The sequence below is a fragment of the Bradyrhizobium sp. WBOS07 genome, from assembly GCF_024585165.1.
In the GTDB taxonomy this organism is placed as follows: Bacteria; Pseudomonadota; Alphaproteobacteria; order Rhizobiales; family Xanthobacteraceae; genus Bradyrhizobium; species Bradyrhizobium japonicum_B.
Window position 1 is genome coordinate 3,630,416 of record NZ_CP029008.1, and the last position, 22,130, is coordinate 3,652,545.

Sequence of the window (22,130 nt, forward strand, 5' to 3'; positions counted from 1 at the left end):
TCACGCGCCGATCAGCGCAACACGTTCAGGAGATCCTGCACCATCGAATTCGCGGTCGTGATCACCTTGGTGTTGGCCGAATAGGCCTGCTGCGTCACGATCAGCTTGGTGAATTCGTCGGCGATGTCGGTGTTGGATCCTTCCAGCGACGAGCCGCTGATGGTGCCCGAGGCGCCGTCGATGGCGTCGCCCGACTGCTCGGTCGCGGCATAGGCGCCGCCGTCCATCGCCTTCAGGTAATTGGTGCCGTTGAAGTGCGAGAGCTGCACCTGGGCTAGATTGAGGTTCTGGCCGTTCGAGAAGGTGCCGACCACGACACCGTTGTTGTTGACGGCGACCGAGCGGAGCTGGCCGGCGGCATAGCCGTTCTGCGTGATGGTGTTGATGGTCACCGCGCCGCTGGTGCTGGCATATTGCGTCAGCCCGCCCGAGGAGATGTTGAAGGCGACCGAGCCGAGCGACTGGCCGCTGACGGTGACGTTGTTGATGGTGATGCCCGAGCCGCTCGGCGAGGTCAGCGAGCCGTCGGCGGCAAAGGTGAAGGTCTGGCCGGTGTTGACCCAGCCGACCGCCGTTCCGGTCGCGTTCGGGTCGGTCTGGTAGAACAGGTTCCAGCTGTCCGAATGGCCCGCGCCGAGCGAGGCGCTGTCGGTCTTGGCCCAGCGCAGTTGCAGGTTCACCGGGGTGCCGGCGGCGTTGTAGGCAGTCACCGCGCCGCCGCTGATCGATTCCTTGGTGAAGGTGGCGATGTCGTTGCCGATCACGCCGCCGGTGCCGGCCGTGCCGCCACCCTCACGATTCCGGGTGATCGTCGAGGTGAAGCCGAGCGCCGAGAAGGCGGCGCTGTTGGAGCTGGAGACCGTCAGGTTCGAGACGGTGCCGGTGTTGAGCGTGATCACACCGCCGCTGCTGACCGACGACCCCGAGGCGCCGGAGAGCGCATCGATCTTGCCGAGCAGGGTCGTGACGTTGTCGCCAACGTTGATCTGGTTCGGCCCCGCAGCACCCGAGGCCATGAAGGTCAGCGTCTGGCCGTTGACGGTGATGGTGTCGCCTGCGGAGAAGCCGGATGTCAGCACCTGGGCGCCGCCGGCGGTCGCGGAGCCGCTCAGCACGGTCGCGCCGGAGATCGCGGGCGAGGACAGCACGTTGCCGCCGCGGGTCACGCTGCTGATGCCGAGGGCGGTGGCGGCCGTGCCGCTGCCGATCGCAACGTCCGTGCCGGTGCCGGTCGCGATCTGGATATTGCCGCTGACCGAGAGCGAGGCGGTGACGCCGGCGCCGCCGGCCGTCTGGATCGCGTTCAGAATGTCGGCCACCGTCGCCGTGGTGCCCGCACCGAGGCCGATCGTGGTGTTGCTGCCGACGGTCGAGACCGTGGTGCCGCCGTTGAACGTGATGGTGTTGCCGTTGATGGTCAGCGTCTGGCCGCTCAACGCGGTCAGAATGCTGGAGGCCAAATGCGTGCCGGCGGTATTGTCGAGCGAGGTCGTTGTCGAAGCGACCGCCGAGGAATTGTTCTGAAGCGCAACGGTGCCCGTGGCCGTCGTCGACGAATAGGCCGAGCGGATGTTGCCGGTTGCGGCCGCGCCCGAAACCGTTGCGTTGGCATAGGGCGCCGGCGGCGTGCCGACCGGCAGCGGGTTGGCGGCGAAATCGGACGGGTTCAGGCCGCCGGCCGCGAGCAATGTGCCAGTCGAGGCCGTGGTTTTCGCCACCGTGTTCGGCTGGGTCGGCAGGTTCGCCGCGTATTGGATCGAGGTGGTCGCCTGCGCCGGAATGAAGTTGTTCTGGAATTGCAGCACGTTCGCCACGCTGCCGGTCGGGTTGCCGGTCTTCGGGTCGACCGTGACGCCCATCAGGTAATAGCCGGCGCCATTGACCAGATTGCCGTTGGCATTGAGCTGGAAGTCGCCGCGCCTCGTGTAATAGGTGACGCCGGTGAACACCGGCACGTTGTCGACGACGCCGCTCGCCTTCTGGATCGAGAAGAAGCCGTCGCCGGTGATCGCCATGTTGGTGGCGACGGTGGAGGACGAGATCGTGCCCTGCGTGGTGATGGTGGCCTTCGCATTGGCTTGCACGCCGCCTGCGACCTGCTTGCTCGGGACCGACGAGTCGGGAATGAGGTCGACGAAGCTGGTGCCGATGCCCTTGTAACCGGTGGTGGACGAGTTCGCGATGTTGCCGGAAATGTTCTGCAGCGCGAAGGACTGCGCCTGCAGGCCACCCACCGAGGTGTTCATTGCATCGAAGATACCCATAACTTTGTCTCCAAATCCGATCTCGGCGGCCGGTCGACCATGGCCGCAGTCGGGGGAGACCGTCGCAAGGCCTATGCCAATGCGGGTATTCTTGTGAAATCAACGACTTAATGAAAAGGCCCCGGCCAGACGACCGGGGCACAATTGCCGGGACCGGCAACAATTGCCGGGGCGTTCGGTCATTCCGGGGCGGTCCGCAGGACCGGACTCCGGTGCGCAATTGCGCACCGCGGATCTCGAGATTCCGGATTCGATGCTGACGCATCGCTCCGGAATGACGGCCTCATGCCTACGTCGCCGACGCCGCCGCGGGATGGAACACCAGCCCGAAACCGTCGATGCAATAGCGCAACCCGGTCGGCTTCGGACCGTCGTCGAAGACGTGGCCGAGATGGCCGCCGCAGCGCCGGCAATGCACCTCGGTGCGAACCATGCCGTAGGCGCGGTCTTCGGTCTTGCCGACATTGCCCTCGATCGGCGCATAGAAGCTCGGCCAGCCGGTGCCGCTCTCGAACTTGGTCTCCGACGCAAACAGCGGCAGGTCGCAGCCGGCGCAAGCAAAGATGCCCTTGCGCTTCTCCTTCAGCAGCGGGCTGGAACCCGGCCGCTCGGTGCCGTGGTTGCGCAGGATCTCATATTGCTGCGGCGTAAGCTGGGCGCGCCATTCAGCCTCCGTCTTCATGATCTCGAATTTCTTGGCGGTCTTCTCGCCGGCCTCGGCAGGCGTTCCCCTCAGCCAGCGAAGGGCGCCGAGGCCAAACAGTCCGGCGGCAGTCGTCAACAGGATGCGGCGGTCAAACATCTCATTCTCCGTGCGGGAGCTCCACGCCCTGAGATACGGACTTGAACGGCCGAAGTTACACGTCCGGGCGGAATTTCACTCAACTTATCGGGAGGCCACGTCGTCATGCGAGGCCGGTTCCACGGCTTCGGCCGCCGGTCGCGGCGGCGGTGACGGTCGCGGCCGAACGCCGGGGGGCGGGCGGCGCGGCCCGGTGCCGGTGGCCCGGTTGGCCTGGGCGAGACGTGCCTCGCGCTCCCTGTCCTTGACCCGCGCGCGCTCGCGGTAACGGGCCAGAGAGCCCGCCACGGCGGAGCTCGCCCTGCCCCAGATCCCGACCAGCTGGCCTGCGACCCGCCCGGTGGCGCCGCCCGCCCAGACCAGCTCGAACGGCGAGAACAGCTTCCAGCGTTCGTCGCCCGCCAGAATGCTGCGCGCGATCATCTGCCCGGCCATGGCCGAGGTGTTCATGCCCTGGCGGCCGAAGCCGCTCGCCACCCACAGGCCTTTGCGCAACTGGCCGATCTGCGGCATGCCGTGCACGGTCTGGCCGATGGCGCCGCCGAACATGTCAGTGACCTCGACATCGCCGAGCGCAGGAAAGATCGTGCGGATCCGCCGTCTGACGGCGCCCGCAAAGCGCTGCGGACGCGCGGCCCAGGTGGTCTCCGGGCTCTCCCACATCAGCCGGTCGCCGTCGACGATGCGGAAATGATCGACACCGTCGCTGTCCATCACCGACCCCTTGAAGGCGACGATCTCGTGCACGCGCTCGCCGAGCGGCGCGGTGATTCCGGCATAGCGCCAGACCGGCAGCAGCGTCTCCGACAGGCGCTTCAGGGGCGCACCGAGATGGATGTTGCCCGCAAGCACGATGTGGGTGGCGCGCAGCCGCGCCGAGGGCGTGACGATGCGCTTGCGGATGCCGGAATGATCGATGCTGACGACCGGCGTGTCCTCGAAGATGCGGGCGCCTGCCCGCCGCGCCAGCGCCGCGAGGCCGTGCACATATTTGCGGCCGTCGACCTGGAACGCCCTGGGATAATACACGCCGTGGAAATAGCGATCCGTCTTCAGCGCCTCGCGAACGCGATCGACCTGCCACCCCTCGACCTCGGTGTCGAAATCCTCGTTCAGCATCTGCAACCGGCTGATCAGCCGGTCGCCGACATCGACGTTCGAGACCTCCAGCACGCCCTCGCTTCTGGCTATCCCCGGCATGTTCTCCTCCGTGGCGTTGGCCCGGACGAACTCGGCGCCCTCCTTCGACAGCGTCCACAATTCGCGCGCGTCCTCGAAGCCGATGCGCTCGATCAGGTCGGTGAGCGGCAGCGCAAAGCCCGGCATCACCGTGCCGAGCTGGTTGCCGGACGCGTTCCAGCCGATGTGCCGGCCCTCGAGCACCGCGACACTGGCCCCGAGCCGGGCCGCCTCCAGCGCGATAGTGAGCCCGGCCAGCCCCGCACCGATGACGCAGATGTCGGCGTCGAGGTCGAACGACAGCCGCGTGCGGTCGCGAAAGCCGGCTTCGTCCTGGGACACGCTTGTGTAAGTCTCGCTCATGTCGTTTGTTTAGAGGACTGTGCGGGCGCCTGTCACCTTGTCCTCAACCCGCGCCTGTAGATTATTCTGGACGGGGAGCGATTCGAGAATGCCATGCGCCGTTTGATGTTGCTGCGTCACGCCAAGACCGAGACCGACGCGCCGAGCGGCCGTGACCAGGACCGCCGGCTCGACGAGCGCGGCCGCAGGGACGCGGCGCAGATCGGCGACTGGCTCGCCGACCATCCGCCCTTCCCCGATACCGTGCTGGTGTCGCACGCCGTCCGGGCCCGGCAGACCTGGGACATCGCCTGGGAGGCGATGAAGGACCGCGTCCCGGCGCCGCAGGTCGAGATCCTGCCGGAACTCTATGGCGCCGATCCCGCGCAGATCCTTGACTCCATTCGCACGGCGACGGCCCCGGCCGACCCGAAGCAATTGCTGCTGGTCGCCCACAATCCCGGCATGCACGAGGCCGCGCTCATGCTGATGGGCGGCGGCGATTCGGATGGCGCCAACGCGCTCGCCGACAATCTGCCCACTTCGGGACTTGCGATCTTCGACTTTGACGTGAAGGATTGGGCCGACGTGGCCTACCGCCGCGGCAAGCTGGTGCTGTTCACCAGCCCCAAGCTGCTTCGATCGGGATGATCGCGACGTACCGCTGACCGCAAATCAGGAGGCGCAGATGTTCAAGTCCATCCTCGTGCCCATCGACCTCGCCGACACCGATCTGGCCAAGCCGGCGATCGCGACCGCGGCAACGCTGTCGCAGACCTGGAGCGGCACGGTGCGGCTGCTCAACGTGCTGCCGATGACGCCGGTGATGCTGGCCGAATACGTGCCGGCAGATTTCGACGAGCAGCAGCGCCAGACCTCGGAAGAGGCGCTCGCCATCGTCGCGCGCGAATCCGGCATCGAGCCGGGCCGGATCTCCAGCGTGGTGCGCCAGGGCGGCATCTACCACGAGATCCTGGAGGAAGCCGCGCAGATGAAGGCCGATTTGATCGTGATGACCTCGCACCGGCCGGCGATGCGCACCTATTTCCTCGGCTCCAACGCCGGCCACGTCGTGCGCTACGCCAAATGCTCGGTGCTGGTGGTGCGGCACTAGGGGGCTGGTTCGTGCCCCGGACGCAGCGCAGCGCTTCTTCAGCGGTGCGCTGCAGAGCCGGGGGCCCATGCATCGACACGCACTGCGCTTCCTGATGGGGTCCCGGCCCTGCGCAGCAACGCAAGGGCGTTGCAGCGCGTCCAGGACACGCGACCCTCGTTGCCTCGTAGCCCGGGGGGAGCGCAGCGAGACCCGGGAGCCGCTCTCGGTACGAATCCCGATATCGACGCGCTCATCCAGGTGTGGCATTTGGCCCGATAGCGGTTACCCCGACCTATCTTCAATGGAATTGGGCGGTGACAGAGCTGCGACCAGAGGCGGGACCGCCGCGCCATCTATGTTTCGTCGTCATCATCCTCGTCGCCCTGTTCGTCATCGTCAGAATCAACAGCCATAGCTTCGATGTAGTCGCGACGAACTGCTCGCAGTGTGCGACCTGACGCAGGATCGGTGAGGAAGAACCACCACCCTCCGGTCTTCTTACCATAGATTGCGGTTGCGGCTTCCCCAGCGTTCGCAAAGGCCTCACCATCCACCTCTACACGCCCGTCCGCTAACAGCGTAGCTACGCGATGGCTGAATTTCTTGCGCTTTGGGACTAATGACATTCCCGGCTGCAGAAGACCCGCGTTGATGAGGTCTGCGAGTTCCACCTTTCGTCCCGGTCGTCGCCGCGTTACGGCAAAACCGGAGCGGTGATTGGGAGGTACCGTCCATATCTCCGCTAGAATTGATGCGAGTTCTTGCGAACGCCGACTGATTGAAGTGTCGTTCCACTCCGCTTCTGCTTCCTTCAACAAGGTCCGATTTAGGAGCAGCACGTCATGCGCCTCGAGACCTGCCCGCTTGCTGTTCGTTCCGCGCCAAGGACCGTTGGATACTGTTGAATTCAACTTTCCGGTCAGGAGGGTAAGATTGCCCAGCGTATGTATAAGTCTATCGCGCTCCTGCTCGTCGGAGCCATGTATCGGCCAATGCTGCTGCCATTTTCTCGGCATCACATGCTCGATTGCCAGCTTGCCGCGAGCAACGCGCTCTCCTCCCAGGCCTTGCTTACCATCTCGCCAACCGCGCAAATGATCCTCAATCGCTTCAAGAACCATCCGAAGGCGCCCCCGCCGCAATCGGCGGTAAGCCTGGAGATCAGCAATTTCCTGCTCCAGCTCAGCATCGTCCGGCCAATACCGGCTTTCTGCGGTTTGTCCTGCGAGAAAGGATTGGATACTATCGCCTACGGTCGCTCTATCCCAGCCGCGAAGCTGCCCGACGAGCTCGGCAATTAGCTGATTATAACCCTTGGCTGTGGCGCGCACGAGCGCTCTGCGAACCATCCAGCTTTCGATCGCATCCAACGCCTTGTTTAGCTGGATCGCCGGAACAGCAGGACGTTGCGGATCAAGGAGGGCGAGTATCAGAGGCTTGATTACCTCGCTCTCAAGGACGCTCGTTCGATATCCAAACAAGCCAAGTTTATCTATTGAGCCCCCTTCTCTCGAAGCAGCCTCGATGAAATTTCGGTAAACGCCAGCGGCGGCGTGGATTTGCTTAAGCAGGTCCTGCATAGGCAGACCGGCATCATGATCCACGAAGCGTTTGAAGCGGTCAAATACCTCTCTCGCAACTACTTCTTCGCCCGTCTGAGCTACGAGCCAATGGTTGAGAAAAACAGATGATCGCGGATAGCGAAACCGGCCAACACTTACTTCAACTTCCCAAAAACCGGTCTCGAATTCCGCCCAGTACTTCTGATAGGCGTCCTCAACATCCGCTCCGTTTTCGAGAAGACGCTGAAAGATGAGGTTCTTAATCAAGTCGGCGGCCGTAAGCTGCGCTCCACGCGCGTTCAAAGTCTCGAAAATCTCTTGAGCATTCTCGTCAGCCGCGAGATCGATCACAACCAGTTGTATCAGTTCGCGCACTGATCGTTCCATTGCAGCCGCCCGCGCTTGCACCATCTCGGGACCCTTTTCATTGAGCCAAGCGCGCGATTGTTCACAAAAGAAATGGTGAGCCTGTGTCATTCGTTCGTTACGGAATTTGAGTTGCTGATGATCGACAGGAGGCGATGCGCCCATCACTTCGTTGAAAGCTGGCCTGTCCCGATTCGTCGGCCAAACCTTGAAGCGGTCCTCTGGCTTAGCGCAGAATGGCTCGGCATTGGTCACAAGCGGCTCGATACGTGCTGCAGAAGACAACGCTTGGGCTGCGGTCAATTCAGCACTAAGCGCATCAAGCAATAGCTGGAGCGTCGTCAATCTTTGTTGCCCGTCAATGATTGTGCGCTGCTGCATCAAACCTGATTGGTTTGGCATTTGTTGCAGCACGACAGCACCAAGAAAATGAGGCTGATGCCTATCCGTCGGATAGGCAAGCACGCGCTCCGCAACACGCTGCACATCCTCCCAAAGTGGCTCCCATTGAGTTTCCTGATTCCAAACATAAGGCCTCTGAAACAGGGGAACGACTAGCCGTTGAGGCTGCATAAACACCATCTGCGGTGTCCGAACTTGCGTCTCCATGCCCTAGTTCCCCAGCCTGCGGTTTTCTCAGAACGGAAGGGTTGTAAACTTAGGGGATAATGGAGTTTCTTGGCAACTGCTGGTCACAACGACATTTATCAACTGCGCTTTTGATGAGGCCAAGGCAGATTGATCAGCGCAGCAAACCATCGAACTTGTTCGGCAACTGCGTGGTATTGATTCCAGCTGCGATTTGGCGCCGAGCAACGGGCGCCCAAATTCGCCGCATACCTCACCGCATCGGCTGCGTGCTTGCGCACGATCGTGACCCGCGGATGCATGGCAGCCTCGGGACCACTCGCGCCGCGAATCCCGGATATCGCTGCGCTCATCCGGGCAACAAGCCCTTGTGCTGCCCGACGGGCAAAACACCCAATCCATCGGTCAATCCGCGTCGCCGAAAATATTCCACTTTACCGAATTTCGGAAATGACGTATGTGTCGCGCAACCCGGCCCAAGGAAGAGGGGCGTATCGCGATCGTCACGAACGCGGGCCGGGCGGCGGTGGACGCCGATGGCATCGGCGCGAAGGGTTTTGCAGGGCGGGCAACCGTGAGCAAGGTCGTCGCGCACACGACCGGTGCGATCGGCGTACGGCAAAATCGTGTGGTCCTGGCGCCCGGGGTCTGTGCGCCAAGGCTTGCGGTGATGTGGCGGCCCGACCGGGCGGCCGCATCGATCATCCGCAAGGCGACGGGGGCAATAGTGCAACGCTCCCCGGGGAGAGCACGATATAAGCCGTTCAAACCACTGCGCAGGGAAGGCCGGGATGTCCCGGTTGCCCTGTTCTCCGCTATGCAGCAGCACACGCAGTCTGCCCTTGGCATGGCGGTCCATGGGAGCCACCGGCTCCCGGCCTTCCCTGCGCCCTCTTTCAATTCAGAGGGCAAAGCGATCAGGCAAGACTCGGGCGAACAAGCCGCGAGGATGCGACCCCATGTCAATCATTCACCGACGCTCTCGTGCCCCGGACGCAGCGCAGCACGAAGTGATGCGCTGCAGAGCCGGGGCCCATGCATCGGCGAGCGCTGCGGCCTGCTGGGTCCCGGCTCTGCGCAGCAGCGTTTCACGCTGCAGCGCGTCCGGGACACGCACGGCTCGAGCGTCGAACGTGTCTCACAGATACCGCGTCAGCTCGGTCCTGAACTGCCCGTACACCGCGTCCTCGATCTGGCTGCGCGTGATCCCGATGTCGCGCAGGGCGCGGTCGTCGAGCTCGTTCAGCGTCTTGACGGCGGAGCGGCGCTCCAGGCGGTCGAACAGCGCATAGGCGGCGTGGGCGAGCGTTGCAAAAAATCCGCTCGAGGAGGATGGGCGGAAGCTCCGCCCGGCAGTTTGCGAGATCGTGGTCATTCTTCTTTCTCCGGCCTGTCGTTCCGCGCAGCGAAGCCAATGCCGTTGGCGCGGACGCTTGTGAGCGCCTGCACCTCATTTGCCGTCGGATTGCTCTCGCTCTCCTCGGCTCAATCGCGGACCTTGATGGAACTTAAATGCTTCAGTACACTGCTCGGAGCAAGGAAAACATTGCTCTCGGTGCAATAATGTCCAAGTTCGAGTACGTGAAGCTTGCCGATGCCATTGCCGTAGATATCGCTAACGGCACGTTAAGGCCCGGCGACCGGCTGCCGCCGCAGCGCAATTTTGCCTATGACCGCGGCATCGCGGTCTCGACCGCGAGCCGGGTTTATACGGAGTTGCTTCGCCGCGGCCTCGTGGTCGGCGAGGTCGGCCGCGGCACCTTCATCTCCGGCGATATCAGGCGCAAGGTCGAGATGCCGAGCGAGCCGGCCGAGGCGCGGATCAATTTCGAGGTCAATTACCCGCTGCTGCCGCAGCAATGGGCGATGATCGCCAAGAGCCTCGCCGGGCTCGAGCGCGTCGATGCGCTCGAATCGGCGCTGCGCGTCTCGACCAGCACCGGTACCAGGAGCGCGCGCAATGCCGCCGCCGCCTATCTCGCGCGCAAGGATTTCGCGCCGCAGGCCGAGCAGATCGTCTTCACCGCCAACGGCAAGCAATCGCTCGCGGCCGCGCTCGCCGCGCTGGTCCCCACCGGCGGCCGCTGCGGCGTCGAGGCGCTGACCTACCCTTACGTCAAGAGCATCGCCGCTCGGCTCGGCATCACGCTGGTCCCGATCCCGATGGACGAGCTCGGCGCACGGCCCGATGCGATCCAGAAGGCGCATCGCGAGGCGCATCTGTCCGCACTGTATCTGCAGCCCATCATCCAGAACCCGCTCGGCGTCACCATGAACGCGACGCGACGCGCCGACATCATGCGTGTCGCCGAAAAGCTCGACCTCACCATCATCGAGGACGCGGTCTACGGCTTCCTCGCCGACGACACGCCGCTGGCCGCGCTCGGGCCGGACCGCTGCATCGTGATCGACAGCCTGTCCAAGAAGGTCGCGCCCGGCCTCGCCCTCGGCATCCTCGTGGCGCCGCCGCGCTTGCGCGAGAGCGTGATGAGCGCCGTCCGCACCGGCGGCTGGATCGCCTCCGGCCATGCGCTTGCGGCCGGGCAGCGGCTGATGGCCGACGGCACCGTCGCCGAGCTCACGCGGCTGAAACGCATCGATGCCTCGCGCCGTCAGCAGACCGCGGCACGGTTGCTCGCCGGCTACCAGCTCGCCGCCGACCCTCGCTCCTATCATCTGTGGCTGACGCTGCCGCCGCACTGGCGCTCGCAGACCTTCGTCGCGGCCGCGGCGCGCCGCGGCATCGCCCTGACGCCGTCCTCCACCTTCGCCATCGCCCACGGCCACGCCCCGAATGCGGTGCGCCTCGCGCTCGCCCCACCCTCGTTCGAGCAGCTCGATGCCGGCCTGCGCACGATCGCGTCGCTGCTCGGCACCAAGGAAGAGGATTTGGACTCGACGGAGTAGATATCGGTCTATGGCAGCACGGACCGGGGCAATTGATCGAAGCCATAGCTGCACGGCCGGTTACGCCGCACGAAGCCGCCGACCTGCCAGGCGAACAGCGCGGCAAAGCCGAGGACGAACAGCGCGCCGGCGAACTCGCCGATCACGAGCGCGCGGATCAACAGGCCCACCATCGCGACCGTGAGCATCGCCAGGAATGCCAGCACCATCGCATAGGCCATGCGGCCGAGCCCCGACGTCAGTACCGCGTGGCTGCCGGCTTGCGCCATCCGTGCATGCAATTCGACGATGAAGGCGCGAAAGCCGTTGTCTTGCGGCGCCATCAGCGCGGCGGTCTGCCAGCTCGTCGACAGGATCGCGATGCGACGGCCGCTGCTGTGGGTGATATCGGCGCGAAAGCGGTGCTGCTGCATCGAGACCGGGCGGAACGACAGCCGGATCGCGCTGATCTCGTCATACGGCCACAGGCCCGAGCGGCTGCCGATGTGCCAGGACAGCCCCTGCTCCGTCAGCGCGAAGCGATGCGCCGAGCCGATCAGCGACGCCTTGTAGGCATAGCTCGTGACTGACGCGGCCTCGGCTTCCGAACCCTGCATCCCGACAATCGATCCCGTCCGCGCCATCGCGCCCGCGATCCGCTTGCGCGGTCGCCCTCGCCCATCCTACAAGCGGGGCATGGTTGAGACGACCTTTTTTCCGCGCCGTCTGATTCTCGGCGCCGCAATGATCTCCGGCGTGCTGCTGGCGCTCGCGGTGCACATGCTGGGCGCGCGCTACGGGCTCGACCTCGGCGGGCTCTGGCGCTCCGACTCGGCCGAGTTCATCCCCGCGGGCGCGGCGATCGCGTGGTGGCTGATCGCCACGGTCGGCTTTTCCGGCGGCTATTTCACCGCGACGCTGATGCAAAGCGCGGCCTCCGGCCAGATCCCGCAGCGGATGCGCCAGTTTCTGATCGCGGTCGGCGTGCTCCTGCTCGCGGGGGCGGGTCAGGCAGCCTCCGCGCCGAGCCCGATCCCGACCGTCTCCGGCGTGCTGGCCGGGCTCGCCGCGCTCTGCCTCGGCGCCGTCATGGCGTTCTGCGGCGCCCATTTCGCGCTGCGCCGCGGCTGATCGCAGACACGGGCCGCAAAGAAAGAACGCCGCGCGGAGGCCGCGCAGCGTTCGTCGAATTTGGGCCCGGCTCAGCTCGCCGCGCGCAGATTCACCTTGCTCTCGGCCAGCGTGGTCAGCTTATGATCGGTCGCCTTTTCCTCCTCGAGCGTCTTGGCGAGCACGGCGGCGCAATCGTTGCGGCCGAGCTGCTTGGCCCAGGCGATCAAGCTGCCGTAACGCACGATCTCGTAATGTTCGGCGGCCTGGGCTGCGTTGATCAGCGCGGCGTCGAGCACGGCCTTGTCGGCAACTTCGCCGGCGGTCTCATCGGCTTCCTCGATGATGCCGTCGATCGCCGGGCAGTCGACCGCCTTGACGGGGACGCCATGCATCTTGAACACTTCCTCGAGCCGCGCCACGTGCTGCTTGGTCTCTTCGAGGTGCGTCAAAAAGCCCTGTTTCAGCTGCGGATCGGTGGCCTTGCTGGCCATCTTCGGCAGCGCCTTGGTCAGCTGCTGCTCGGCGTAATAGATGTCCTGGAGCTGATGCACGAACAGGTCGTTCATGGTTTTGATGTCTTTTGTGAACAGTCCCATCGTTTCGTCCTTTTTCGGTTTGCTGGAACACGCAGGCAGCGGCTTGCACGAAAAGCCGCTCATTGCGCCATGTTTCGGTTGCTGTTCGGACCCAACGAACGCGCGACATCGACGTTCCAAAAAACACCCGCATGGCATTGCGTTGGAACAATGCGGGCGGCGCCGGGATCTGAAATCATAGGCCGATACGAACGCACGCGCCGGCCCGCTTTCACGACTCATATGCTTAACGCGCCTTCCGATGTGAACCGCGTATGACAAAGTTGCCGGTCCGGCGCAGAACCTATTGTTGTCAAGGGCTGCACAAGCTGCAGTTTTTGCCTTAAATGAGCTGGATCACGCCTAGCGATCGCTGCCTGCCTTTGGTGATGATCGCACCCGAACTGGCCAATGCCTGGCCCTGTCGGTCTTGCCCCCCGCCGGGAGGATGAATGCACGGACTGCTGCCTGCGCTGAAGCGCGGCTTCAAGAGATGGATCGGCTGGCGACGGCTTGGAGTTGCCGCGAGCATCTTCATCATCGCCTTCGCGATCACCACGCTGGTGCGGACCCTCAAGGGCATCGATACCGGGGTCATCCTGACCGCGTTGACCGAGATCCCCCGCGGCAGCATCGGGCTGGCGGCGGTGTGCGTGTTCTTCGCGTTCTGCACGCTGACCTTCTACGATTATTTCGCACTGCGAACGATCGGCAAGAAGCACGTGCCCTATCGCATCGCGGCGCTCTCCAGCTTCACGTCCTATTCGATCGGCCACAACATCGGCGCCACCGTCTTCACCGGGGGCGCGATCCGCTTCCGGATCTATTCGGACTACGGGCTGAACGCGATCGACGTTGCCAAGATCTGCTTCCTGTCGGGCCTGACCTTCTGGCTCGGTAACATCTTCGTGCTCTCGATCGGCCTGGCGGTCCATCCGGACGCGGCCTCCTCGATGGATCAACTTCCTCCATCGATCAACCGGCTGATCGCGCTCGGCGGCCTTGCCTCGATCGGGGCTTATCTCGCCTGGCTCGTCATGGGCGAGAAGCGGCGCGAGCTCGGTCAGAAGGGCTGGAAGGTGGTGCTGCCCTCGGCGCCGCTGACGCTGGTGCAGATCCTCATCGGCGTGGTCGATCTCGGCTTCTGCGCCATGGCGATGTACCTCTTGATGCCGGCCAATCCGCCGATCGACTTCATGTCGCTGGCCGTGGTGTTCATCCTGGCCACCCTGATCGGCTTTGCCAGCCATGCGCCCGGCTCGATCGGCGTGTTCGATGCCGCCATGCTGGTGGCGCTGCCGCAGTTCGGCCGCGAGGAGCTGCTGGCGACGCTGCTGGTGTTCCGCATCCTCTATTTCGTGATCCCGTTCGGTCTCGCCATCTCCATCATGGGCACGCGCGAGCTCTGGATGAACGTGGTCGAGCCCTGGCAGGAGCGACGGCGGCTGGCGGAGGCCTGTGCGCAGGCCAATCTGCCCAAAGAGGTGACGCCGATGCAGCGCGAGCGGTTGCTGCGGCAGGCCAATAAGCGCTGAAAGCAGCCTGCCCGGACCGGAGGGTTGCGGGCGGCAGCGCAATGCTCTCTTATTTCCGCCTCAACTTTGCCGTTGAAGACGCGGGCCATGATCCCTGTATTGCTTCGTACCCTCTGCGCCAGCGCCTTGCTGCTGGCCGGACTTTTGTCCGTTTTGCCGGCCGAGCGCGCCGCCGCGCAGGACGCCGGCCCCCTGCAGATCAGCTGGGAGGTGCGCAACCGCTTCCGACTGTTCCGCGAGGAGCGCGACTTCCTGCTCCATGTCGAGAATGCGCGTAACCGCAGCATCCTCGCCGCAGAACAATCGCTGGAGCTCCAGAGCGAAGGCCGCGGCTGGGCGCGCAACATGGTCAACCGCCTCTGCATCGACCTTCAGGGCCGCGTCAACCAGCCCTGCACCCGCGACAACACCAAGGAAAACTACCTCACCCCGATCGACCATCCCGTCACCGTGCGTCTCGTGGGCGCGGTGCCGGTCGGCGCCACCTGCGCCTGGTCGTTCGACGACGGCGACGGCCCGCAGCAATCGACCTTCGACTGCGCCGAGCCGATCAACCTGCGCGTCCGCTACGGCAAGCAGACGGTCGCGACCGTCGACGTCTCCGCCGGCGCCGATCCGACCCAGCGGGTCCAGACCGAGATCCAGGTCCGCGACATCTTCGTCGCCGGCCTCGGGGACAGCATCGCCTCGGGCGAGGGCAATCCGGACCGGGCGCTGGCGCTGTCCGACGAAGGTTTCTGCTTCCGCTCCTATCTCGGCACCGCCGGCGGGCAGTATTACCGGCCGAGCCGCCACGGCTTCAAGGGCGGCCGCGCTTGCGAGGCCCCGGATACGCTCGCCAACTGGCAACGCTACAGCGCGCTCTGGTTCAACGCACCGTGCCACCGCTCGCTGTACAGCTACCAGACGCGCACGGCCCTGGCGCTCGCGGTGCGCTACACCCACATCGCGGTGACCTACCTGCCGCTCGCCTGCACCGGCGCAAGCATCGGCGACGGCCTGCTCGGCTCGCAGCGCGCCCGCGAATGCCCGCCCGGCAAGACCGGCGTCTGCAACACCAGTGTGAACGCGCAGGTCGCCGAGCTGCGCGAGGCGCTCACCGCGGCGAAGAAGCGCCAGCCCGACCGCACGCTCGATCTCGTGCTGCTGTCGGTCGGCGCCAACGACGTCTATTTCTCCGGCCTCGTCGCCGACGTCATCGTCGACACCGCGACCGAGCGGGCGCTGTTCCGCCGCTCCGGCGTGATGGCGACCGTCGACGAGTCCCGCGATGCGCTGGCGCGCGAGCTGCCCCAAAACTTCGTCAAGCTGCGCGAGGCGCTGAAGCCGCTGGTCGGCGGCGACCTCTCGCGCGTGGTCTATGTCTCCTACGCCAATCCCGCGCTCGCCGATGGCGGCGTGCCCTGCCGCGGCGGCCGTGCCGGCTTCGACATCCATCCGTCCTTCAACGCCGACCCGCAGCGGCTCGCCCGCGTCTCGACTTTCGTCGACACCGAATTCCTGCCGCAGCTGAAGGGGCTCGCCACCTGCACCCGCGGCGCACTGTGCCGCGATCCCGAAGCCGAGCGCATGACCTTCGTCGATGCGCACCAGGCCGCGTTCGCCGATCACGGCTTCTGCGCCCATTCCGGCAACGATCCGGAATTCGACCGCACCTGCTTTGCCGAGAACGGCCAGAGCTTCAATCCCGATATCGTGAGCGCAGCGAGCCAGCCGATGCTGTGCGGCCGCGGCGCCTCGGAATATCGCGCCTATTGGCCCCGCGCGCGCTGGATCCGCGACGCCAATGACAGCTATTTTTCCGCCATGACCTATCCGCAAGGGCTGCCGGCGGCGAGCCAGCCGACCGACATCCACGACGCGACCTGGGGCGTGCTCTCCGCCGTCTATGGCGGCGCGGTGCATCCGAGTGCCGAGGGCCACGCCGCGATGGCGGACGCCGCCCTGCCGGCCGCGAGTGCCGTGCTCGGGCTCGACGCCGTGCCGCCGAACGTGACGCGGGGATTGCTGCCGCAGCTGTTGCCAGGCACGCAGCAGTAGAGGCGAAGACGAACTCTCTCCTCGCGTCATTGCGAGGAGCCGTTGCGACGAAGCAATCCAGACTATTTGCGCAGACGCATTCCTGGATCGCTTCGCTGCACTCGCGATGGCGAGTTGGTGGCATGCACTTCCCACACCCGCGGCGACACCATCATCATTCCCCCTCGTCTGCGTCCCATCGATCCAAAAACGGCATCGATCGATACCCGCTTGAACTTGGACACGGCGCGGCGGGCGCCTCTACGAGTCGTGAACGTTCCTCCTGAGGGCTCCCATGGGGAGCTCGACCAGGCAACTCAACGGCGGCTTCACGGCCGCCGTCTTTGTATTGGAGGTGATCGATGCTAGAAGTGCCGGGGAAGCGCCTTATCCATCTAAGGCATGTATCGATGTTCGACCTCAACCAGCTCCGCTGTTTCGTCACGGTGGCGGAGGAACTGCATTTCGGCCGCGCCGCCGCGCGGCTGAACATGACGCAGCCGCCATTGTCCCGGCAGATCCAGGTGCTCGAGCACATCATCGATGCGCCGCTGCTGGAGCGCACCAGCCGCTCGGTCCGCCTCACCCCTGCCGGGCGCAGCTTCCTGCCCGAGGCGCGGCGCATCCTCAAGCTTGCGGAAAGCGCCTCGCAGGTCGCCCGCCGCATCGCGCTCGGCAAGATCGGCTCGTTGAAGATCGGCTTCACCGCGGCCGCGGCGTACGGTTTTCTGCCCGAGCTCATCGCCGCCTGCCGCGCCCGGCTGCCCGAGGTGGATTTCTCCTTGAAGGAGATGGTGTCGGGCGATCAGTTCGAGGCGCTGACCTCCGGCCAGATCGACGCCGGCCTGCTGCGGCCGCCGATCGCGCGGCCCGAGCTCGCCAGCCGCCGCGTCGTCGCCGAGCCCCTGCTCGCCGCGATCCCGAAGAAGCATCCGCTGGCCAATGCCGAGAGCATCACCATCAAGGATTTCGACGATCAGCCCTTCGTGATGTATTCGCCCTATGAGAGCCGCTACTTCCACGATCTGCTGGTGGCGCAGTTCACCCGCGCCGACGTGCTGCCGCGCTATGTCCAGCATCTCAGCCAAATCCACTCGATCCTGGCCATGGTCCGCGCCGGCCTCGGCCTCGCCATCGTGCCGGCCGCGGCTGCGGGCCTGAAGATCTCCGACGTGCGGCTGCGGCCGCTGAAGCTGAAGGGCCGCGTTCCGGTCGAGCTGTTCATGGTCTGGCGCCGCGACGACGAGAATCCGCTGCTCCCGGCGCTGGTCAAGATCGCCGGTGAACTGTCCTCCGCGGAGGTGCCGGAGGATTGATGCTCGATCCGCATCAGTCGATACAGGCTTTGGCTTGGACCCGTATCGAACCGTCTCTTAAACCCCGGTGCATGGACGCGCGGGCCATTAGGCTCCCTCCGCAACACGCACCAAGGGAACAGTGCCCGTGAGCAAGATGACCCCGCAGGAGATGGCCCAGAAGATCGGATCCGGCCTCCTGTCCTTTCCCGTCACGCCGTTCAAGGCGGATTACTCCTTCGACGAACCGACGTACCGCGCCAACATGGACTGGCTGTGCGGCTATGACGTCGCAGGCCTGTTCGCCGCCGGCGGCACCGGCGAGTTCTTCTCGCTGACGCCGACCGAGGTTCCTGAAGTCGTGAAGGTCGCCGTCGAGGAAACCAAGGGCCGCGTGCCGGTGCTTGCCGGCACCGGCTACGGCACCGCGATCGCCCGCGAGATCGCCGCTGGCGCTGAAAAGGCCGGCGCCGACGGCCTGCTCCTGCTGCCGCCCTATCTCACTCACTCCGAACAGGACGGCCTGGCCGCCCATGTCGAGGCGGTGTGCGCCGCCGTGAAGATCGGCGTCATCGTCTACAACCGCGACAACGCGATCCTCCAGCCCGATACGCTGGCCCGCCTTGCCGAGCGCTGCCCGAACCTCGTCGGCTACAAGGACGGCATCGGCGACATCGAGCTGATGACCCGCGTCTACACCAAGCTCGGCGACCGCCTCACCTATGTCGGCGGCCTGCCGACCGCCGAGACCTTCGCGCTGCCCTATCTCGACATGGGCGTGACGACCTATTCCTCCGCCGTGTTCAACTTCGTGCCGGAATTCGCGACCCATTTCTACGCGGCCGTGCGCAAGCGCGACCACGCCACGATCCAGGCCGGCCTGAAGAACTTCATCCTGCCGCTGATCGCGATCCGCAACCGCAGGAAGGGCTATGCGGTCTCGATCATCAAGGCCGGCATGAAGGTGATCGGCCGCGATTCCGGCCCGGTCCGCCCGCCGCTCACCGATCTCACCGAGCAGGAGCTCGCGGAGCTGGCCGAGCTGGTGAAGAACCTGCCCGCCATCCGATCGACACAACAGGCGGCAGAATAGGCCGGCTACAGCAAGGAGCGAGCGGTGGCGCAGTGCGCCGGCCGTCACATCAATGCAGGTGATCCGGTCTCGGGCCCTCCAGGCGCCGCTCCAGATCAGGGGCGGCAAGATTGCGGTCCCTGATAGCCCGGGCCTGGGTATCGAAATCGACAGGGCCGCCATCGATGCCGCGCATGAGCTCTACAAGCAGCATGGACTTGGCACCCGGGATGACGCTATTGCCATGCAGGACCTGATCCCCGGCGGGACCTTCGACGACAAGCGTCCCTGCTTTGTACGGTAAGAAACTCTGGAGGAAACGATGACTGCGATCCTGAAGAACTTCATCGGCGGCGAATGGGTCGACGGCTCCGGCGTCACCCGGAACATCAACCCTTCCAACACCAACGACGTCGTCGGCGAATACGCCAAGGCCGACAAGGCGCAGACCGAGAAGGCGATCGCCGCCGCCAAGGCCGCCTTCCCCGCCTGGTCGCAATCGACCCCGCAGGCGCGTTTCGACGCGCTCAACAAGATTTCCCTCGAAATCCTCGCCCGCAAGGAAGAGCTCGGCCGCCTGCTCGCGCGCGAGGAAGGCAAGACCCTGCCGGAAGGTATCGGCGAGGTCGCCCGTGCCGGCCAGATCTTCGCGTTCTTCGCCGGTGAAGCGCTGCGCCTGATCGGCGAGAAGGGCGCCTCCGTGCGTCCCGGCCTCGACGTCGAGCTCACGCGCGAGCCGGTCGGCGTCGTCGGCATGATCACGCCCTGGAATTTCCCGATCGCGATTCCGGCCTGGAAGATCGCGCCCGCGCTCTGCTACGGCAATACCGTGGTGTTCAAGCCGGCTGAGCTGGTGCCGGGCTGCGCGCATGCGCTCTCCGAGATTATTGCCAAGTCCGGCATTCCGGCCGGCGTCTTCAACCTCGTGGTCGGCTCCGGCTCGGTGGTCGGCCAGACCCTGCTCGAGCATCCGGACGTCGCCGCGATCTCCTTCACCGGCTCGGTGCAGACGGGACGCAAGATCGCGCAGGCCTGCGTGCTCTCGACCCCGATGAAGAAATTCCAGCTCGAGATGGGCGGCAAGAATCCGCTGGTCGTGCTCGACGACGCCGACCTCAAGACTGCCGTCGAGGTCGCCGTCAACGGCTCCTATTTCTCGACCGGCCAGCGCTGCACCGCCTCCTCCCGCCTGATCGTCACCGAAGGCATCCACGACCGCTTCGTCGCGGCGATGGCCGAGCGCCTGAACAGCCTGTCCGTCGACGACGCGCTCAAGGCCGGCGTGCATATCGGCCCGGTGGTCGACCAGAGCCAGCTCGACCAGGACCTGCGCTACATCAAGATCGGCCAGGACGAGGGCGCCAAGCTCGCCTTCGGCGGCGAGCTGCTCAAGCGCGAGACGCCCGGCCATTACCTGCAGCCGGCGCTGTTCACCGAAGCCAACAACAACATGCGCATCGCGCGCGAGGAAATCTTCGGCCCCGTCGCTGCCGTCATCCGCGCCAAGAACTACGACGAGGCGCTGGCGATCTCCAACGACACCGAGTTCGGCCTCGCCTCCGGCATCTGCACCACCAGCCTGAAATACGCCTCGCACTACAAGCGCAACAGCGATGCCGGCATGGTGATGGTCAATCTGCCGACTGCCGGCGTCGACTATCACGTGCCGTTCGGCGGCCGGAAAGGCTCGAGCTACGGCGCCCGCGAACAGGGCTCCTACGCGCGCGAGTTCTACACGACGGTGAAGACGGCCTATACGTTCCCGGGCTGATCGGCTGACTACGTAGGGTGGGTTAGCGCAGCGTAACCCACCTCTTCTTTTTCTGCGGACCGAGACATTGGTGGGTTACGCTGCGCTAACCCACCCTACAAATCCCGGAGTCCTCCATGGACCAGGACGTCGCAGCGAAAGAGCAGCCCCGCTACATCAAGCTCAACGAGCGCGACAATGTCGCGATCGTGGTCAATGATTTCGGGCTTCCCGCGGGCTCCCGCTTCGCCAGCGGACTGACGCTGCGCGCCTTCGTGCCGCAGGGACACAAGACGGCGCTGGTCGACATCGCGCAGGACCAGCCGATCATCCGCTATGGCGAGATCATCGGCTACGCGCTGTCGCCGATCCTCGCCGGCGAATGGGTGGACGAGGCGCGCATCCGCATGCCGGAGGCCCCAGACCTCGACAAGCTCGAGATCTCCACCGCCGTCCCCGCGCCGCTGCCGCCGCTCGAAGGCTTCACCTTCGAGGGCTATCGCAATCCCGACGGCTCGGTCGGCACCAGGAACATCCTCGGCATTTCCTCCTCCGTGCAATGCGTCAAGGGCACGATGGAATATGCGGTCAAGCGCATCCGCGCCGAGCTGCTGCCGAAATACCCCAATGTCGATGACGTCGTGCCGCTCACCCATGCCTATGGCTGCGGCGTCGCCATCAATGCGCCCGACGCGGTGGTGCCGATCCGCACCTTGCAGAACCTCGCGCTCAACCCGAATTTCGGCGGCGAGATCCTCGTCGTCGGCCTCGGCTGCGAGAAGCTTGCGCCCGAGCGGCTGGTGCCGGAGGGCGTCAGCGACGCCATCGTGCGCATGCAGGACGAAGCCTTTGACGGCTTTGGCGCGATCGTCGATGCCATCATGACCCAGGCGGAAGCGCGGCTGAAGGTGCTCAACACCCGCAAGCGCGAGACCTGCCCGGCCTCCGATCTCGTCATCGGACTGCAATGCGGCGGCAGCGACGCCTTCTCCGGCGTCACCGCCAATCCCGCCGTCGGCTTCGCCGCGGACCTGCTGGTGCGCTCCGGCGCGACCGTGATGTTTTCCGAGGTCACCGAGGTGCGCGACGCCATCCAGTTGCTCACGCGGCGCGCCATCAATGAGGATGTCGGCCGCGCGCTGGTGCGCGAGATGGCTTGGTACGATTCCTATCTGGCCCGCGGCGGCGCCGACCGCAGCGCCAACACCACGCCCGGCAACAAGAAGGGCGGCCTCGCCAACATCGTCGAGAAGTCGCTCGGCTCGATCGTGAAGTCCGGATCATCCGCGATCACCGGCGTGCTCTCGCCTGGCGAGAAGGCGACACAGAAGGGCATGCTGTTCGCGGCAACGCCGGCTTCGGACTTCATCTGCGGCACGCTGCAGCTCGCCTCCGGCATGACCTTGCAGGTGTTCACCACAGGTCGCGGCACGCCTTACGGCCTTGCGGCTGCGCCCGTGATCAAGGTCGCGACCCGCAGCGAGCTGGCGCGGCGCTGGAAGGACCTGATCGATTTCGACGCCGGCAGCATTGCCACCGGCGAGAAGACCATCGAGCAATGCGGCTGGGACCTGTTCCGACTGATCCTCGACGTCGCCTCCGGCCGCACCAAGCCATGGTCGGACCGCTGGGGCATCCACAACGATCTCACGCTGTTCAATCCGGCGCCGGTGACCTGAGCGCCGA

The 22,130-nt window shown here is 65.2% G+C and carries 17 protein-coding genes and 1 pseudogene; 11 read left to right on the forward strand and 7 right to left on the reverse strand.

The window, feature by feature from the left end; all coding sequences use genetic code 11:
* Positions 1-11 precede the first annotated feature (11 nt).
* The 3 genes from DCM79_RS17415 to DCM79_RS17425 all read right to left on the reverse strand — a co-directional run bounded on the left by DCM79_RS17415 (position 12) and on the right by DCM79_RS17425 (position 4,608).
* Positions 12-2,264: a flagellar hook-basal body complex protein gene (locus DCM79_RS17415; RefSeq protein ID WP_257175531.1), complete on the reverse strand. Its 2,253-nt coding sequence runs from the start codon at positions 2,262-2,264 to the stop codon at positions 12-14.
* Between the two features lie 289 nt (positions 2,265-2,553).
* Complete coding sequence (gene msrB / locus DCM79_RS17420) at positions 2,554-3,066, reverse strand: peptide-methionine (R)-S-oxide reductase MsrB (RefSeq protein ID WP_028137493.1); 513 nt, start codon at positions 3,064-3,066, stop codon at positions 2,554-2,556.
* Between the two features lie 84 nt (positions 3,067-3,150).
* Positions 3,151-4,608: an FAD-binding oxidoreductase gene (locus tag DCM79_RS17425; protein ID WP_257175532.1), complete on the reverse strand. Its 1,458-nt coding sequence runs from the start codon at positions 4,606-4,608 to the stop codon at positions 3,151-3,153.
* Between the two features lie 93 nt (positions 4,609-4,701).
* Here DCM79_RS17425 and DCM79_RS17430 point away from each other — a divergent pair, with 93 nt between their 5' ends.
* Both DCM79_RS17430 and DCM79_RS17435 read left to right on the forward strand, forming a co-directional pair.
* A complete protein-coding gene (locus tag DCM79_RS17430; RefSeq protein WP_257175533.1) occupies positions 4,702-5,238 on the forward strand; it encodes a histidine phosphatase family protein in 537 nt (178 codons plus the stop codon).
* Positions 5,239-5,275: 37 nt separating this feature from the next.
* A complete protein-coding gene (locus DCM79_RS17435) occupies positions 5,276-5,701 on the forward strand; it encodes a universal stress protein (RefSeq protein ID WP_028137496.1) in 426 nt (141 codons plus the stop codon).
* Between the two features lie 335 nt (positions 5,702-6,036).
* On the opposite strand, the gene DCM79_RS17440 is transcribed toward DCM79_RS17435, so the two are convergent.
* Together DCM79_RS17440 and DCM79_RS17445 are read right to left on the reverse strand one after the other, a co-directional pair.
* Complete coding sequence (locus DCM79_RS17440; RefSeq protein WP_257175534.1) at positions 6,037-8,220, reverse strand: DUF262 domain-containing protein; 2,184 nt, start codon at positions 8,218-8,220, stop codon at positions 6,037-6,039.
* Positions 8,221-9,337: 1,117 nt separating this feature from the next.
* Positions 9,338-9,574 (reverse strand): DUF1127 domain-containing protein, encoded by a 237-nt coding sequence (locus DCM79_RS17445; protein ID WP_257175535.1) that lies wholly within the window; start codon positions 9,572-9,574, stop codon positions 9,338-9,340.
* Between the two features lie 188 nt (positions 9,575-9,762).
* On the opposite strand from DCM79_RS17445, the gene DCM79_RS17450 reads away from it, so the two are divergent.
* Positions 9,763-11,106 carry a PLP-dependent aminotransferase family protein gene (locus DCM79_RS17450; RefSeq protein WP_257175536.1) on the forward strand — a complete coding sequence of 448 codons (1,344 nt, stop codon included), beginning with the start codon at positions 9,763-9,765 and terminating at the stop codon, positions 11,104-11,106.
* Between the two features lie 8 nt (positions 11,107-11,114).
* Here the strand turns inward: DCM79_RS17450 and DCM79_RS17455 are convergent, their stop codons facing one another.
* Entirely contained in the window at positions 11,115-11,702 is a 588-nt protein-coding gene (locus DCM79_RS17455) for a hypothetical protein (RefSeq protein ID WP_257175537.1), read from the reverse strand.
* 79 nt (positions 11,703-11,781) lie between these two features.
* On the opposite strand from DCM79_RS17455, the gene DCM79_RS17460 reads away from it, so the two are divergent.
* On the forward strand, positions 11,782-12,216 hold the full coding sequence (locus tag DCM79_RS17460) for a hypothetical protein (RefSeq protein ID WP_028137504.1): 435 nt from the start codon (positions 11,782-11,784) through the stop codon (positions 12,214-12,216).
* Positions 12,217-12,287: 71 nt separating this feature from the next.
* Here DCM79_RS17460 and DCM79_RS17465 read toward each other — a convergent pair whose 3' ends face one another.
* Positions 12,288-12,794 (reverse strand): ferritin-like domain-containing protein, encoded by a 507-nt coding sequence (locus DCM79_RS17465; RefSeq protein WP_257175538.1) that lies wholly within the window; start codon positions 12,792-12,794, stop codon positions 12,288-12,290.
* 431 nt (positions 12,795-13,225) lie between these two features.
* On the opposite strand from DCM79_RS17465, the gene DCM79_RS17470 reads away from it, so the two are divergent.
* The 7 genes and pseudogenes from DCM79_RS17470 (at position 13,226) to garD (ending at position 22,123) form a co-directional block, all read left to right on the forward strand.
* Positions 13,226-14,308: a YbhN family protein gene (locus DCM79_RS17470; RefSeq protein WP_028137506.1), complete on the forward strand. Its 1,083-nt coding sequence runs from the start codon at positions 13,226-13,228 to the stop codon at positions 14,306-14,308.
* An 87-nt stretch (positions 14,309-14,395) separates the two neighbouring features.
* Positions 14,396-16,348, forward strand: coding sequence for a hypothetical protein (locus DCM79_RS17475; RefSeq protein ID WP_257175539.1), 1,953 nt, complete (start codon positions 14,396-14,398; stop codon positions 16,346-16,348).
* Between the two features lie 389 nt (positions 16,349-16,737).
* Positions 16,738-17,643, forward strand: a complete 906-nt coding sequence (locus DCM79_RS17480) for a LysR substrate-binding domain-containing protein (protein ID WP_257175540.1) — start codon at positions 16,738-16,740, stop codon at positions 17,641-17,643.
* A 127-nt stretch (positions 17,644-17,770) separates the two neighbouring features.
* On the forward strand, positions 17,771-18,715 hold the full coding sequence (gene kdgD, locus DCM79_RS17485) for a 5-dehydro-4-deoxyglucarate dehydratase (protein WP_257175541.1): 945 nt from the start codon (positions 17,771-17,773) through the stop codon (positions 18,713-18,715).
* An 85-nt stretch (positions 18,716-18,800) separates the two neighbouring features.
* Positions 18,801-18,998, forward strand: a pseudogene (gudD, locus tag DCM79_RS17490) (glucarate dehydratase); the annotation flags it as partial.
* 18 nt (positions 18,999-19,016) lie between these two features.
* The gene (locus DCM79_RS17495; RefSeq protein ID WP_257175542.1) at positions 19,017-20,465 is read left to right on the forward strand and encodes an aldehyde dehydrogenase family protein; all 1,449 of its coding nucleotides are present in this window, start codon (positions 19,017-19,019) and stop codon (positions 20,463-20,465) included.
* A 116-nt stretch (positions 20,466-20,581) separates the two neighbouring features.
* Complete coding sequence (gene garD / locus DCM79_RS17500; protein ID WP_257175543.1) at positions 20,582-22,123, forward strand: galactarate dehydratase; 1,542 nt, start codon at positions 20,582-20,584, stop codon at positions 22,121-22,123.
* The last annotated feature ends 7 nt before the right edge of the window (positions 22,124-22,130 follow it).